Origin of the sequence: Paraburkholderia sp. GAS42, assembly GCF_050436565.1 — a bacterium.
In the GTDB taxonomy this organism is placed as follows: Bacteria; Pseudomonadota; Gammaproteobacteria; order Burkholderiales; family Burkholderiaceae; genus Paraburkholderia.
In genome coordinates this window covers 157,110-170,254 of sequence record NZ_JBNDML010000002.1, presented here as the reverse complement: position 1 = coordinate 170,254, position 13,145 = coordinate 157,110, and the positions used below count along the sequence as shown (strand labels likewise).

13 protein-coding genes and 1 pseudogene are annotated in these 13,145 nt (G+C 60.5%); 1 reads left to right on the top strand and 13 read right to left on the bottom strand.

Annotated elements, in window-relative coordinates:
* Positions 1 to 18 precede the first annotated feature (18 nt).
* From P3T16_RS03370 to P3T16_RS03360, 3 genes are read right to left on the bottom strand one after another with little or no spacing between them, the layout of a single operon-like run.
* Complete coding sequence (locus P3T16_RS03370; RefSeq protein ID WP_429341170.1) at positions 19 to 789, bottom strand: ATP-binding cassette domain-containing protein; 771 nt, start codon at positions 787 to 789, stop codon at positions 19 to 21.
* The gene (locus P3T16_RS03365; RefSeq protein ID WP_429341169.1) at positions 789 to 1,778 is read right to left on the bottom strand and encodes an ABC transporter permease; all 990 of its coding nucleotides are present in this window, start codon (positions 1,776 to 1,778) and stop codon (positions 789 to 791) included. Before P3T16_RS03365 ends, P3T16_RS03370 begins: the two co-directional genes overlap by 1 nt.
* 8 nt (positions 1,779 to 1,786) lie before the next feature.
* A complete protein-coding gene (locus P3T16_RS03360; RefSeq protein ID WP_429254199.1) occupies positions 1,787 to 2,866 on the bottom strand; it encodes a sugar ABC transporter substrate-binding protein in 1,080 nt (359 codons plus the stop codon).
* A gap of 366 nt (positions 2,867 to 3,232) precedes the next feature.
* On the opposite strand from P3T16_RS03360, the gene P3T16_RS03355 reads away from it, so the two are divergent.
* Positions 3,233 to 4,975, top strand: a complete 1,743-nt coding sequence (locus P3T16_RS03355; protein ID WP_429341168.1) for an IlvD/Edd family dehydratase — start codon at positions 3,233 to 3,235, stop codon at positions 4,973 to 4,975.
* 35 nt (positions 4,976 to 5,010) lie between these two features.
* On the opposite strand, the gene P3T16_RS03350 is transcribed toward P3T16_RS03355, so the two are convergent.
* The 10 genes and pseudogenes from P3T16_RS03350 to P3T16_RS03305 form a co-directional block, all read right to left on the bottom strand.
* Positions 5,011 to 5,739 carry a FadR/GntR family transcriptional regulator gene (locus tag P3T16_RS03350; RefSeq protein WP_429341167.1) on the bottom strand — a complete coding sequence of 243 codons (729 nt, stop codon included), beginning with the start codon at positions 5,737 to 5,739 and terminating at the stop codon, positions 5,011 to 5,013.
* Positions 5,740 to 5,905: 166 nt separating this feature from the next.
* On the bottom strand, positions 5,906 to 6,283 hold the full coding sequence (locus tag P3T16_RS03345) for a single-stranded DNA-binding protein (RefSeq protein WP_429341166.1): 378 nt from the start codon (positions 6,281 to 6,283) through the stop codon (positions 5,906 to 5,908).
* Between the two features lie 134 nt (positions 6,284 to 6,417).
* Positions 6,418 to 6,849 carry a DUF6691 family protein gene (locus P3T16_RS03340; RefSeq protein WP_429341165.1) on the bottom strand — a complete coding sequence of 144 codons (432 nt, stop codon included), beginning with the start codon at positions 6,847 to 6,849 and terminating at the stop codon, positions 6,418 to 6,420.
* 1 nt (position 6,850) lies between these two features.
* Positions 6,851 to 7,285, bottom strand: coding sequence for a YeeE/YedE family protein (locus P3T16_RS03335; protein ID WP_429341164.1), 435 nt, complete (start codon positions 7,283 to 7,285; stop codon positions 6,851 to 6,853).
* A gap of 107 nt (positions 7,286 to 7,392) precedes the next feature.
* Positions 7,393 to 7,575, bottom strand: a pseudogene (locus P3T16_RS03330) (DUF1289 domain-containing protein); the annotation flags it as partial.
* Between the two features lie 3 nt (positions 7,576 to 7,578).
* On the bottom strand, positions 7,579 to 8,844 hold the full coding sequence (gene dmeF / locus P3T16_RS03325; protein ID WP_429341163.1) for a CDF family Co(II)/Ni(II) efflux transporter DmeF: 1,266 nt from the start codon (positions 8,842 to 8,844) through the stop codon (positions 7,579 to 7,581).
* Positions 8,845 to 8,856: 12 nt separating this feature from the next.
* Positions 8,857 to 9,132 (bottom strand): metal/formaldehyde-sensitive transcriptional repressor, encoded by a 276-nt coding sequence (locus P3T16_RS03320; protein WP_429254192.1) that lies wholly within the window; start codon positions 9,130 to 9,132, stop codon positions 8,857 to 8,859.
* 199 nt (positions 9,133 to 9,331) lie between these two features.
* Positions 9,332 to 10,675: a chromate efflux transporter gene (gene chrA, locus P3T16_RS03315; protein ID WP_429341162.1), complete on the bottom strand. Its 1,344-nt coding sequence runs from the start codon at positions 10,673 to 10,675 to the stop codon at positions 9,332 to 9,334.
* A 326-nt stretch (positions 10,676 to 11,001) separates the two neighbouring features.
* Positions 11,002 to 11,832, bottom strand: coding sequence for a class I SAM-dependent methyltransferase (locus P3T16_RS03310; RefSeq protein WP_429341161.1), 831 nt, complete (start codon positions 11,830 to 11,832; stop codon positions 11,002 to 11,004).
* A gap of 240 nt (positions 11,833 to 12,072) precedes the next feature.
* Positions 12,073 to 13,038 (bottom strand): GlxA family transcriptional regulator, encoded by a 966-nt coding sequence (locus tag P3T16_RS03305; RefSeq protein WP_429341160.1) that lies wholly within the window; start codon positions 13,036 to 13,038, stop codon positions 12,073 to 12,075.
* Positions 13,039 to 13,145: the final 107 nt, after the last annotated feature.

Below are 13,145 nucleotides of genomic sequence, written 5' to 3'. Positions count from 1 at the left end.
GCTTTGCGCCGGCTGGCGTCATTGCGTCCCTGTCCGCATGGCCCGATATTCGCGTCGCACGATATCCATCAGCTCCGCGACCGACGTGCTGGCGGCCTCCCGCTGGTACGTCACGCGCCCACGCTGCATCAGCATCACACGATCCGCGATATCGAGCGTCTGCGCGTAGTTGTGCATGATCATCACGATAGACAGGCCACCTTTTTCCTTGAGCCGAAGAATCAGGTCGATGATCAGTCCGGCTTCGCGGGCACCCATCGCGGCAAGCGGTTCGTCGAGCAGCAGTATCCGTGCATTCGAATTGACCGCGCGAGCAACCGCGATAGCCTGCCGCTGCCCACCGGAAAGCTGCTCGACCGGCAGGTCCACCGAGGGCACGTGCACGCCGATTTCTTCAAGACACTCCGCGGCGCGGTTACGCATTGCGCGGTTGTTCAACAGTCGAAACGGCCCTCGACGTATGATTTCCCGGTTCAGGAACATGTTGTGATAAATGCTCAGCGAATTGGCGAGGGCCAGATCCTGGTAGACACATTCAATGCCTAGCGAACGGGCGTGATCGACCGAGCGAAGTGCTGTTTCCTCGCCGCCCACAAAAAGCTTGCCACTTGTCTGCTGATGAAACCCCGTCAGAATCTTGATCAAGGTCGATTTGCCTGCGCCATTGTCGCCGAGGACGCCGAGGATCTCGCCGTGTCTTAGCGTCAGCGATACGCCGTCGAGCGCGGTGACCGCGCCGAAACGTTTGACAATATCTTCGCCGCGCAGCGCCTCCAGCACCTCGGACATCACAACTCTCCCTTGCGCGCGAGACGAACGACATGAATGTTGAAGATCATGGCCCCGAGGATGGCTGCGCCGAGAATCATGTTGAAAGTGAAGGCGTTGATGCCGATCAGCGTGAAGCCGTCGTTGAGAATGCCAAGCACCGCCGCACCGATCAAGCCACCAATGATCGTGCCCGATCCACCCGCTAGCGGCGTACCGCCAATCACAGCAGCGGCAACTGCGAGAAACATGATCTGGTTACCGCCCGCTTGCGGATCGATCGACGTTATACGGAAGCCTTCCAGGATGCCGGTAAAGCCGGCAAGCAGGGCGGCAAGAATGAAGTTTCCGAGCTTCAGGCGCCTGACGTGTATCCCCGCTTCGCTTGCGCCTAGCGGATTCGCTCCCGACGCGATCGTATGCAAACCCCAGCGTGTATAGCGAAGCAGCACGTGCATCGCCGCGGCAATGGCGAGCGTCCAGATGATTTCGCTGTAACCCCATCCCCCCATGAACGCCGCAAAAGCTGAATTCTCCGGCGGCGAAACCGGTGTACCGCGTGAGATCGTCAGCGTGAGGCCGTTCACGAAGAACAACGTACCCAGCGTCGTCACAAAGGATGGGATGCGCAGGTACACCGTCACTGCGCCGTTAATCAGCCCGACAAGGCCCGCCGCAGTCACTCCGGTGAGGATTGCAAGCCATGTGGGCAAGCCGGCCTCAAGAGCAAAATGCATGATGAACGGCGCAAACGCAAAGACCATCCCGGCGGAGAGATCGATCTCCCCACCAATCATCAGCATGATTTCGCCAAAGGCAATGATCGCCACCGGGGCGATGAACTGCGAGAGATTCTGGAGGCTCGCGCTGGTCAGCAGGAAGTCATGATTGACTGTCTCGAAGTACACAGAGAGGATGAGCGCGACCGCAAAGATGCGGATCTCGCTGGAACGCCCGAGTGCGCCTGACCAGCGCCTCGGGCGTCTGAGGGACTTTTTGGCGTCCGCCACGGAGGATGTCACCCTTTGATCGCACCCGTGCGTGGCACGATCTGGGCTTTCGTGCTCTTGCCTTCATAGCGCGTCGAAGTGGTCAGATAAGGATCGACCGAGCCCTTGGTGACGAACTTCAGGCCCGTGTTGATATTGGCCGGTCCAACAAGGCCACCGGACGCGAGAAAGATGAACGCCTCCACCACGGTATAAAAACCCTGCACATAAGGCTGCTGGTCGATCGTGAAGTCGAGGAAGCCGTCGTGGATCAGATCGACCGTGCGTGGCAACAGATCAAAGCCGCCGCCATGGACGCCTTTGGAAGGCAGGTTAGATTCTTTCATCACCTCTGCGACGCCCTGGGTACTGCCCGCGTCAACCGCGAACATGCCCTTGAGATCCTGGTGGCCCAGGAAGAACGACTTTATCTTCGATAATTCTTCGTTGACGGTCGCGCCGGTGGCGATGGTTTGCACGTCGATCTTCTTGCCCGACTTCTTGATTGCAGCCACTGCGCCGTCAAGCCGGGGTTGAATGTTCAGCTGACCTGGCGTTGCGATAAAGAGCCCGACGAGGCCGCTATCGATGAGGCTCACGATGCGTTCGCCCATCTGGTAGCCAGACAGGTACAGATCCTGTCCGATATAGGCGAGGCGCGGATTCGACGAGCCCGAGGGCGCATCGGCGTTATAGGCAAAGACAGGAATGCCGGCGTCGAGCGCGGCCTGGATCGGTTTGTCGAACGCCTTCGGGTCGACGATCGGTACAGCGATTGCGTCCGCTTTTCCGGCAATCGCCGCGTTCACCGCGTTCACCATTTCGGCAATGTCGGCATTGGCCGAGCCGGTCCACTGGTAGTCCATCCCAAGCAAAGCGGTCGCGTCCTGAATGCCATATTGCGTTGGAACGAAGAACGGATTCGTGGTGACATGGTTGACGAATACGATCTTCCAGCGCTTGTGCGCCGGGAACGGAGCCGCTTCCGCCGCCTGCGCCGGCGTGATCGCGCCACCCAGTAGCGCCAGTGCCGCAGTCAGGCCAGCGCCCTGTAGCAACCCGCGACGCATGCCCTGCACTTCATCCTTGTCTTCCTGCTCGTGCGCCATCTCATTCTCCCGTCTCTCAGTTGTTAAACACTTCACGGTGCATGACGGCGCAGGTCGGAAAAGCACCGGAGCCGGGCATCACTACATCCACGAAACCCGCGTGCACGCGCGTACGCATGACTACCCTGCCGAAAATGCTATATCACGCACTTTTACCTATTAATCGATGTATACCCTTAACTAGTCCGACTAATTAATTTTCGCGGCACAACGCAGCTTTCCGTAGTCGCAGCCAGCGGTGCAGCGCAACACGATGACGGGACGGGTCTGGTTCGTTTTCCGCGGGTCGCGCGTTATCGATACGATCCGCACTATGTGCCACTTTAATAGTATTACTATCGAGGTAGCGTCAAGGAGGAAAGGGACATGAAGAACGGAACGCGCCCGCTACGCTCTGCCCAATGGTTCGGCTCAGCCGACAAGAACGGCTTCATGTATCGAAGCTGGATGAAAAACCAGGGCATTCCCGATCACGAGTTTCACGGCAAGCCAATTATTGGGATCTGCAACACGTGGTCCGAGTTGACGCCGTGTAATGCGCATTTTCGCAAGCTCGCCGAACACGTGAAGCGCGGCGTGCTGGAAGCAGGCGGCTTTCCGGTTGAATTCCCCGTGTTTTCCAATGGCGAGTCGAACCTGCGTCCCACGGCGATGCTCACACGCAATCTTGCGAGCATGGACGTCGAGGAGTCGATTCGCGGCAATCCGATCGACGCGGTCGTGTTGCTGGTCGGTTGTGACAAAACGACCCCCGCGCTTCTTATGGGCGCGGCAAGCTGCGATGTGCCGGCGATCGTCGTAAGCGGCGGCCCGATGCTCAACGGCAAGCATCAAGGCCGCGATATCGGCTCCGGCACGATCGTCTGGCAATTGAGCGAGCAGGTAAAGGCGGGCAAAATTTCCCTGCACGACTTCATGTCGGCGGAAGCCGGTATGTCGCGTTCAGCGGGCACGTGCAATACGATGGGAACCGCTTCGACGATGGCCTGCATGGCCGAAGCGCTTGGCGTGACACTCCCTCACAACGCCGCGATTCCCGCAGTCGACGCGCGCCGCTACGTACTGGCGCATATGTCGGGCATGCGTATCGTGCAGATGGCGCTTGAGGACCTGCGTCTGTCGAAACTGCTCACGCGCGAAGCATTCGAAAACGCGATTCGTGTGAATGCGGCGATCGGCGGTTCGACGAATGCGGCGATTCATCTGAAAGCCATCGCGGGCCGCATCGGCGTGAGCCTCGAACTCGATGACTGGACCCGGATCGGACGCGGCACGCCGACGCTGGTCGATCTGCAGCCGTCGGGCCGCTACCTGATGGAGGAGTTCTATTACGCAGGTGGTCTGCCTGCGGTATTGCGCCGCCTCGGCGAAGGCGGTCTGCTGCCGCATCCTGGTGCGTTGACCGCGAATGGTCAGTCTTTATGGGAAAACTGCAAGGACGCCCCGCTCTACAACGACGAAGTCATCCGCACGCTAGACAACCCGATCTTCCCCGATGGCGGCTTATACGTGCTGCGCGGCAACCTCGCGCCGAACGGGGCGGTGCTCAAGCCTTCTGCCTCCACGCCCGCGTTGCTCAGGCATCGCGGGCGAGCGGTGGTGTTCGAGAGTTTCGAGGACTACAAGGCACGCATTGGTCTACCCGACCTGGACGTGACCGCCGATTCGGTGCTGGTATTGAAAAACTGCGGCCCCAAGGGCTATCCCGGCATGGCGGAGGTAGGCAACATGGGTCTGCCGCCGAAACTGCTGGCACAAGGCGTGACGGACATGGTGCGCATATCCGACGCGCGAATGAGCGGCACGGCATACGGCACGGTCGTGCTCCACGTAGCACCCGAGGCTCGCGCGGGCGGCCCGCTTGCGGTGGTCCAGGACGGAGACTGGATCGAGGTGAACTGCGATGCCGGGCACCTGCATCTGGACGTCAGCGACGACGAACTGGCTGCGCGTCTCGCAGCGTGGAGTCAAGCCCGGCAAGACGATCCCGCCGATGCGAGCGGCTACCGGCATCTGTACGTGGAGCACGTATTGCAGGCCGATCAGGGCTGTGACTTCGATTTCCTGGTGGGCTGCCGGGGCGCGGAAGTGCCGCGACATTCGCATTGACCGGCGCAGGCGCTGCTGTCGCATCCGGGTGACGGTTACGCCGGGTGATGGCTGCCGGTTTCCAGAATACGCTCAGCGTCCGCGCGCGCATTGTCGAGCTGGACCAGACTGGCGTGTCGCGCGCCCAGCGGGTCACGGCTCTGGATCGCGGTCAGAATCGCCTTGTGGCGCGGTAACGAAAGCGCATGCGTGTCTGGATGGCGACTCGTCAACTTGATCGATTCCGACAGGGCGAGCGACAGCATGTTGCCGATATAGGCCAGCATATCGTTATGGGTGGCCGCCATGATTGCGCGGTGAAACTCGAGATCGGGATCCAGCAGCGCGCTTGCGGTTTCCGCACGCTCCATCTGGTCGTAAGCAGACGCGATGCGCGCAAGATCGTCGTTTGTGGCTGCGGTGGCGGCGAGTGCGGCCGCCGCGGGTTCGATGATGCGGCGCACGGTCAGGAGGGAACTGAAGAATTCGCCTTCCGGAATGCTGTTGATCGTCCAGTACAGGACGTCAGGGTCAAGCATATGCCACTCCGCGCGCGGCTTCACGACACTGCCGACACGCGGTTTCGACACGACCAGCCCTTTTGCCACGAGCACACGGGTCGCCTCGCGCAGTACGGGGCGACTGACACCATAGCGCTCGCACAGTACAGCTTCAGCGGGCAACCGCTGGCCCGGCTGCACCTTGCCGCTCACGATATCCATGCCGAGTTCCTGCACGATGCGGCCGTGCAGGCTCTTGCGCTGTTGCAGATGACGATAGTCCATGGTCAGCGATCGCGGTCGTGCCCGACTCAGCCCTGTGCCGACCTGCGCGACGTTTGAAACGGCGCTTACCTCATCGTCGACGCAGATACAGGTCTGTTTCGTGGAAGTCCGTTGCGTGGTCAAGCATAGCACGCGATATCCGGCATGGTCCGGGCGGCCAGCCGGTTCATATCGGGTCATCCAGGTGATCCTCGGCGTGAGGGTCGTGCGGCGCTGATTCGCCGCTGACGGCTTGCCTCTTGCGGCGGACGTGATACGCCGTAAGGATCCCGTGCGCGACCATGTCGAGCGCAGGTTTCACAAGACCGTTCTTGTCCGTCCAGACCTTCGGCGTCAGGGCGCCGGTCAGTGCCACGCTATCGGCGTCACCCAGAGCCAGCAACGCCGATTGCACGTCGTCATCGAAAGCAATCACGTTGACGAAAAGCGTATCCCCGTCGCCGGCGGTTGCCCGCACCTTGCACGTCACGAACCGCTTCCCGTTCTGTCCTGTCCGGATCTGGGCTTCGCCGTACAGGCGTCCAGCTATCAGTCCATCGATCATGTTGCTTCTCCTCGTCAGTTCCCTGCTTCGTCATCTCTATCCGACGTGACTGCTCCGGCGTCTGCGCGTCGGGCCACCCTCTCATCGAAGCAGACCGGCCGGCTAGCGGGAAAGAGCACTTTCCGGGCAGCAACTCAGGCTTGCTGCCGAGTCAATTTCGCCCGCTCCAGCCACTCGAAGACCGCCATTCCTGCGAGCATGGCGACAACAAAACCCAACGCTTTAGGAAAGCCGGCGCCTAGCGCAACCAGTGCGGGCCCCGGACAAAATCCTGCAAGTCCCCAGCCCACGCCGAACACCGCGCTACCCAGAACAAGCCTCCGTGTTACATCCGCGCTAGTGGGAATCCGCATGGGCGCCCCCAGCAGGGAAAACTTCCGGCGTCTGGCAAAAAGAAAGGCCATCGCGCCGACAGCTATCGCGCCGGCCATCACCAATGCGAGCGAGGGGTCCCATCGTCCCGCGATGTCGAGAAACCCCAATACCTTCGCCGGATTGGCCATGCCTGACACCATCAAGCCGACGCCAAATAGCAGCCCGGAAAGTAACGCAGTGAGCAGCCCCATCTCAGCCTCCCAGCAGATGTCTGTGCACGAACACGGTCAAAAAACCACTCGCCATGAATGTCGCCGTCGCCACAAGTGAGCGAATCGAGCCGCGTGAGATGCCGCAGACGCCGTGGCCGCTTGTGCATCCGCTGGCGTAACGTGTGCCGATGCCGACAAGAAATCCGGCAACGATGATTTCGCTCCACCCAGCCTGGATATCAGGCGCTATCGATTTGCCCAGCAAGCTTGCGAGGATGGGTGCCCCGACAAGTCCAGCGACAAAGGCGATACGCCATCCCACATCCTTGTCCTGCATGCCAGACAGACCACCGAGAATGCCGCTGATGCCGGCGATACGTCCGTTAAAGAAAACCAGCACGGCGGCGGCAGCGCCAATCAGAAGGCCGCCGGTGAGGGACAAGCCTGGCGTGAAACTTTCCAGATCAATCAACATGGCCCCTCCTTGTCTTCTCGATGCTCGCGCGGGAAGCCGGCAGTGCGTTCAGCCGGCTCGCTGGCCTGCAGGGTGCCGCCCACGGCATTCTCTGCCCGCACCAACGAGTCTGGCGATTCGCGCTGCAGCTTTGCCTCACGGCTCGACCTGTCGTTAATCACCTGATGGCGTCGGTGGTCGGTCATACGCTTCCATCCGCGAATTTCATCGCGTGTGCGAAAGCATCCAACGCATAAACCGGACTTGCCATCAATCTTACAAACGTCGACGCACGGCGACTCGACTGCCATGGGTCAGGCCGCCGCTTGCGAGGGTTGTACTTCCACCGTGACATGCGACAGCCCCTTGAAGCGCTCGAGCACGGCATGATAGAAGCGCGAGTCCCGCTGGGGCTCATTCGTCGCCACCGACACCACCGCGCTCATGTGACCCGGACCCACCCGCCACACATGCAGGTCTACGACTTTGTCGCCCCGGTCTTCTATCGCGTAACGCACGTTCTCCGCCATGCGCCGGTCGGGATTCATGTCGAGCAGAATCGCTCCGGTGTCGCGCATCAATCCGTACGACCAGTTTGCAATCACCAATGCCCCGATGACACCCGCCAACGGGTCCATCCAGAGCCATCCAAACGTCCGCGCCAGCACGAGGCCAATGATGGCCAGCACGGATACAGCCGCGTCAGCCATAACGTGGATGTACGCGGAGCGAATGTTGTGGTCCCGCGTAGCTGCGTCATGCGCGTCGTGGCCATGCTCATGCTCCGCGAATTCGACCTCGTGCTCGCCGTCCGGCATCCGCACGACGGCCTTAAAAGCGTGCGGCTCAGGAATGTCTTCCTTCGATTCCAGGTAAGCACCACGGTCTGCCAACGTAAATACCTGCTGCGCACCGTCTGGTCGGATAGTCGTCACCGACACGGCCAAAGCGTCCAGTTGTGAGCTCGCCGAGGCCGGCGCAATGCGGAAAACGGGTGGCACGCCATCTTCGAAGATGGAAACGGCGAATACACCGGACGGAGTAGAAATCTTCTCTGCTGCCTCTTCGTGAGCGTGGTCATCATGACCATGAACATGGCCGTGACTGTGACCGTGATGATCGCCGCTCAACAGCCACACACTCGCCAGATTGACCAGCAGGCCAACCACTGCGATGGGTATCGCTTCGCCGAAATGAATTGGCACCGGCGACAGAAAACGCGAGACCGCCTCGTACCCGATGAGCAGGGCAATCATCGCGAGCACAATGGCGCTGGTGAATCCCGCGAGGTCGCCCAGCTTGCCTGTTCCGAATACGAAGCGGGAATCGGCAGCATGTCTGCGCGCATACGTATAGGCGAGCGCCGCAATCAGCATTGCCCCTGCATGTGTCGACATGTGGAGGCCGTCGGCCACGAGCGCAAGCGACCCGAACATACTTCCGCCAACGATCTCAATCAGCATCATCGCGCTGCACAGCGCAATCACGGCCCACGTTTTACGCTCGTTCTTTTCGTGACCGGCACCCAGAAAGATGTGGTCGTGTCCTGCGCCGAATGCGGCGTTTTTGAAATCACTCATTTCCAGCCCTGCTTACCTGAAATAGCTGTGAACAACTTCGATGAGCTGTTCACTCGCGCTGCCATCTGGCTCCTCGCCCGTGTCCGCATCGACAAGGTGATTCCTGATGTGGTCTTCCAGCACCACGGCAAGAAGGCCGTTCATCGCTCCCCGACAACTCGTAATTCGCTGCAGGACATCGGCGCAACCGTGCTCTTCCTCCAGTGCACGTTCAATGGCCTCTACCTGGCCTTTGATGCGGCGAACCCTGTTGAGAAGCCTCTGTTTTTCCTGAACTGTGTGACCCATCGCATTCCCCTTATACCCCCGGGGAGTATATATCTTTTGCAATTTTTGTATAGGGGGAAGGGGTATCTTTCGACTCCCTTTCGCCTTTCATGGCGGCGACCTGTTTAAGCCCGGCCGGGGCGTTGGACTGCACGCCTGCTGTTCTGCTAGCGGCGGCACTGATGGCGGCGGGAATCTGGCTTCACATCCGCGAGCGGCGTCATAACATGAACAACCGCAGTACAAGACCGATGACGCCGCACGCAAGCACAACCGGAATCACGCCGAGCTTGAATCGAAACAATGCGATGCCCGCGGCCAGGCCAACAAGCAGCGATAGCCAGTCAAAGCCGCCCTGCATGCCATGTGGCCACAACACGTGAAGGGCGAAGAAAACCGCGAGGTTCACGATGGCGCCAACTACCGCCGAGGTAATGGCTGTCAAAGGCGCGGTGAATTTCAGGTTACCGTGGGTTGTCTCGATGAATGGTCCGCCGAGCAGAATGAACAGGAAAGACGGCAGGAACGTAAAGAACGTCACGACGATGGACGCAACGACTGCGGATGCGAGCACTGCGTCCGGCCCGAACACTGCCCTGGTCCAGCCGCCAACGAACCCGACAAACGAGACCACCATGATGAGCGGTCCGGGCGTCGTCTCTCCGAGAGCCAGGCCATCTATCATCTGCGGGGCGGTCAACCAGTGATAATGATCGACGGCACCCTGATAGACGTACGGCAGCACTGCGTATGCGCCCCCGAAGGTTAACAAGGCGGCTTTCGTGAAGAACCAGGCCATCTGGGTTAGCGTTCCGGTCCAACCGTAGACGAAAGAAAGTGCAGCGATAGCCGCGAGCCAGATAAGCATGAAGGCAGCGAGCACGACGGTGAATCGCTTCCACGTGAACAACGCGTGTCGGGGAGTGGGCGTGTCATCGTCGAGGACCGCGGGACCAAACGCCTTTTCACCGGCCTTGTGCCCTCCTCCAACGACGAATCTCGACGGAGCGTACCTGCCGCCAAAGTGACCGATGACGCCGGCGACGAGGACAATCAGCGGAAACGGGACATTCGCAACGAAAATGGCGATGAATGCAGCGGCCGCAATCGACCACAGCCACGCATTCTTCAGTGCGCGCGAGCCAATCCGGTATGCAGCGAAGACCACGATGGCCGTGACCGCTGGCTTGATCCCATAAAGCACGCCTGCGACGGCTGGGACGTTGCCGAAAGCCATGTAGACCCAGGAGAGTGCAATCAGGACGAAAAGCGACGGGAGTACGAAGAGCGCCCCGGCAATGATGCCGCCCCACGTGCGATGCATTAGCCAACCGATGTAGGTGGCAAGCTGTTGCGCCTCGGGTCCGGGAAGAATCATGCAATAGTTCAATGCGTGCAGGAATCGCTTCTCGGAAATCCAGCGTTTTCGCTCGACCAGGTCCTGATGCATGATGGCGATCTGCCCGGCTGGCCCTCCGAAGCTGATAAAGCCTAGCCTAAGCCAGTACCGCAGCGCCTGACCGAAGGACACCGACCCGGCTGACCCGACGCGCTGCCTGCTCATTCCGCTTTCCGGCGCTGGTTCACTTTGTTGCATTGAACCTCCGCATGCGGACTTTGATTAAGGAGGATTGCAAGGGGCTGTCGCACACGTGGCGAAAGGCAGCGCAATCGAGCCCCCGGGAAGCAATAGCAGGCCGGTGAAGACGGAACTACCGGCGCCGCCTGGCCGCTTCTTTTTCTGCGGTAACAAAATGCGCGGGCGGGGAGTCAGGCAGATAGCCACTTTATGCTTAACGGCACATTGATCGTGCCGTTAAGCATAAGCTGTCCGCGAAAATCAGGCATAAGCGTCTTCGCGGATTGCGACGCGCGATTCGCGTTGGTCAGTCAGGATTTTTCGTAGATCGCCTGGACGAGCGCCGCACGTCCCTCACGCAAGTTGCGCGCGAGGTTGGCTGTCATTTCGCCGAAGCCCGGGCCCATCGCGAGATGGAGGCCGAGCACGGGCGGGGCTGATTGCTGAGCCCGGGCCTCTTGCCGCTCCGCAAACCAGGCGATTCCGGCCTGTGTGCTGTCGACCCACGAGATCGGCCGAAACCCTTGTTCCGTCAGCAGACGGTGCATCGCATCCGCGGTAACGAGAAAGCTCGTTTCGGGCCCGCGAGCCCACGGAACGGGGTAATGCAGCGGGGTATCGGATGCCGCGACGACATCGAAGATGGCAAAGTGGCTTCCCGGGCGCAGCACGCGAGACGTCTCACGGTAGAGCGCCGCGCGGTCGGCTATGTTCATGGCAACGTGCTGCGTCCATGCAACATCGAACGCATCGACACCGAACGGAAGGCCGAGCGCATCCGCGCACTGATAGGTGACTTTGTCGGAGAGTCCGGTTCGTTCCGCGAGGAAGGTCGCCGCTTCGACGAACGGCAGACTGAGGTCGATACCATGCACCGTGCAACCGTAGGTCGCCGCCAGATAGCGAGACGGTCCACCCAGGCCTGACCCGATGTCGAGGACGCGCGTCGAGCCGTCGATCCGAAGCGCCTGCGCGAGCTCTACCGTAGCGTCCAGGCCCCGGGAATGAAATTGATCCAGGGGCGCAAGTTCCTCCAGCCGCAGACGACCTGCTTCGTGTCCCATTGCGGACAGGGCAAGTTTCAGGCGTTCGAGCAGGCCTTTCGGTCCGTAGTGCTGCTCGATCTCTGCTGCGTCGGTCATCTTCTCCTCCTGTTCGCCGTGCCACGCACGATGGAGTGAAGTCTAATGCTGGAACGCGACAGACTGCAGAGTCATAAACGACAACTTTGCAGCCGTTTACGCCACAAGATTCTTTGTACTTCGCCGGACGGAAAAGCGAGCCCAAGGCACGCCGCAAGCGCAGGTGGCCCTGACTGGAATCCATCCTCATGTTGCCGCTTTAAACGTATCCTGATCGGATGGAGTCAGGAACCAGCTTCACTACATCAGTTCGGCACGCAGATCGCGCACGCCTCGCCCGAGCCGCTGGCGCAAGAGCGTGCGCAGCGTTGCCCCGTCTTCGTAGCCAACTTCCGCGGCAATCGCTTCAATATCGAGCCCGCTGCCGTGAAGAAGGGATTGCGCGCGTTCGACGCGCAGGTCCTGGAACCAGGCAAGCGGTGACTTGCCGAGCACTTCCTGGCAACGGCGCTGCAGTGTCCGCGTGCTGGTCGCCAGCGCGCCAGCCGCTTCCTGCAGCGAAAATCCCTCCTTCAGATGATCCCGGGCCCACCGTTCGAATTGCTGGATCAAAGGATCGGCCTGCGCCAGATGGTTGGGAATGATGTAGGGCGCCTGCAGGGAGCGAATGTCTGCCAGCAGGTAGCGTGAAACGAGGGACGCCAGTCCCGGGCTCGCCGTGCGTATCAACCAGAGGACGAGATCGAGATGTCCCATCGCTGCGCCAGCGGTTACGCCGATGTCCGATGGCACGAGCATGCGGGACTCGTCGAGCGAGACATGCGGATAGCGTTGCCGAAACAGCGGAGCAAGCGACCAGGTCGTCGTTGCCTCCCGATCATCGAGAAGGCCGGCCTCCGCCACAAGGAACGTCCCGATACACGAAGCGGCAATACGTACGCCTTCGCGATGCCACGTCAGCAGTTGCGCGACGGCGCGCCTCACATCCGCCCGTTCGAGAGCGGGGATCAGCCGATCCGGAGTCGTCGTATTCAGCGCCGGAACGATCACCCAGTCCGGCTTCAGATCGGGCGTGATGGCCTGTACGGGAATCGTGAAGCCCTGGCCAGAACGCACTCTTTTGCGCACGCCTACGGTTGATACGTCGAAACGAGGTGTTCCGCCCATCAGGCGGGCAGCGAGCCCATTCGCGGCGGTAAGCGCATCGAGCGTCACAGCGAGCCCGGTATCGAATAATCCGTCAAGAGCGAGCACCGAAATGCGCATGGCGTAAATGACCTTAAAGTTGGCATTTGTGACGATACAGATTTTTGCCCGCGACGACTACAGTGCTCTCCATTGCACAACGCAATGAACTTCAACCAGGGAGATCC

Bases quoted from the DNA above. Each gene is read 5' to 3' on its own strand.
- P3T16_RS03370 (WP_429341170.1), bottom strand. From the start codon at position 789: ATGTCCGAGGTGCTGGAGGCGCTGCGCGGCGAAGATATTGTCAAACGT.
- P3T16_RS03360 (WP_429254199.1), bottom strand. From the start codon at position 2,866: ATGGCGCACGAGCAGGAAGACAAGGATGAAGTGCAGGGCATGCGTCGC.
- P3T16_RS03355 (WP_429341168.1), top strand. From the start codon at position 3,233: ATGAAGAACGGAACGCGCCCGCTACGCTCTGCCCAATGGTTCGGCTCA.
- P3T16_RS03350 (WP_429341167.1), bottom strand. From the start codon at position 5,739: ATGGACTATCGTCATCTGCAACAGCGCAAGAGCCTGCACGGCCGCATC.
- P3T16_RS03345 (WP_429341166.1), bottom strand. From the start codon at position 6,283: ATGATCGATGGACTGATAGCTGGACGCCTGTACGGCGAAGCCCAGATC.
- P3T16_RS03340 (WP_429341165.1), bottom strand. From the start codon at position 6,849: ATGGGGCTGCTCACTGCGTTACTTTCCGGGCTGCTATTTGGCGTCGGC.
- P3T16_RS03335 (WP_429341164.1), bottom strand. From the start codon at position 7,285: ATGTTGATTGATCTGGAAAGTTTCACGCCAGGCTTGTCCCTCACCGGC.
- dmeF (WP_429341163.1), bottom strand. From the start codon at position 8,844: ATGAGTGATTTCAAAAACGCCGCATTCGGCGCAGGACACGACCACATC.
- P3T16_RS03320 (WP_429254192.1), bottom strand. From the start codon at position 9,132: ATGGGTCACACAGTTCAGGAAAAACAGAGGCTTCTCAACAGGGTTCGC.
- chrA (WP_429341162.1), bottom strand. From the start codon at position 10,675: ATGAGCAGGCAGCGCGTCGGGTCAGCCGGGTCGGTGTCCTTCGGTCAG.
- P3T16_RS03310 (WP_429341161.1), bottom strand. From the start codon at position 11,832: ATGACCGACGCAGCAGAGATCGAGCAGCACTACGGACCGAAAGGCCTG.
- P3T16_RS03305 (WP_429341160.1), bottom strand. From the start codon at position 13,038: ATGCGCATTTCGGTGCTCGCTCTTGACGGATTATTCGATACCGGGCTC.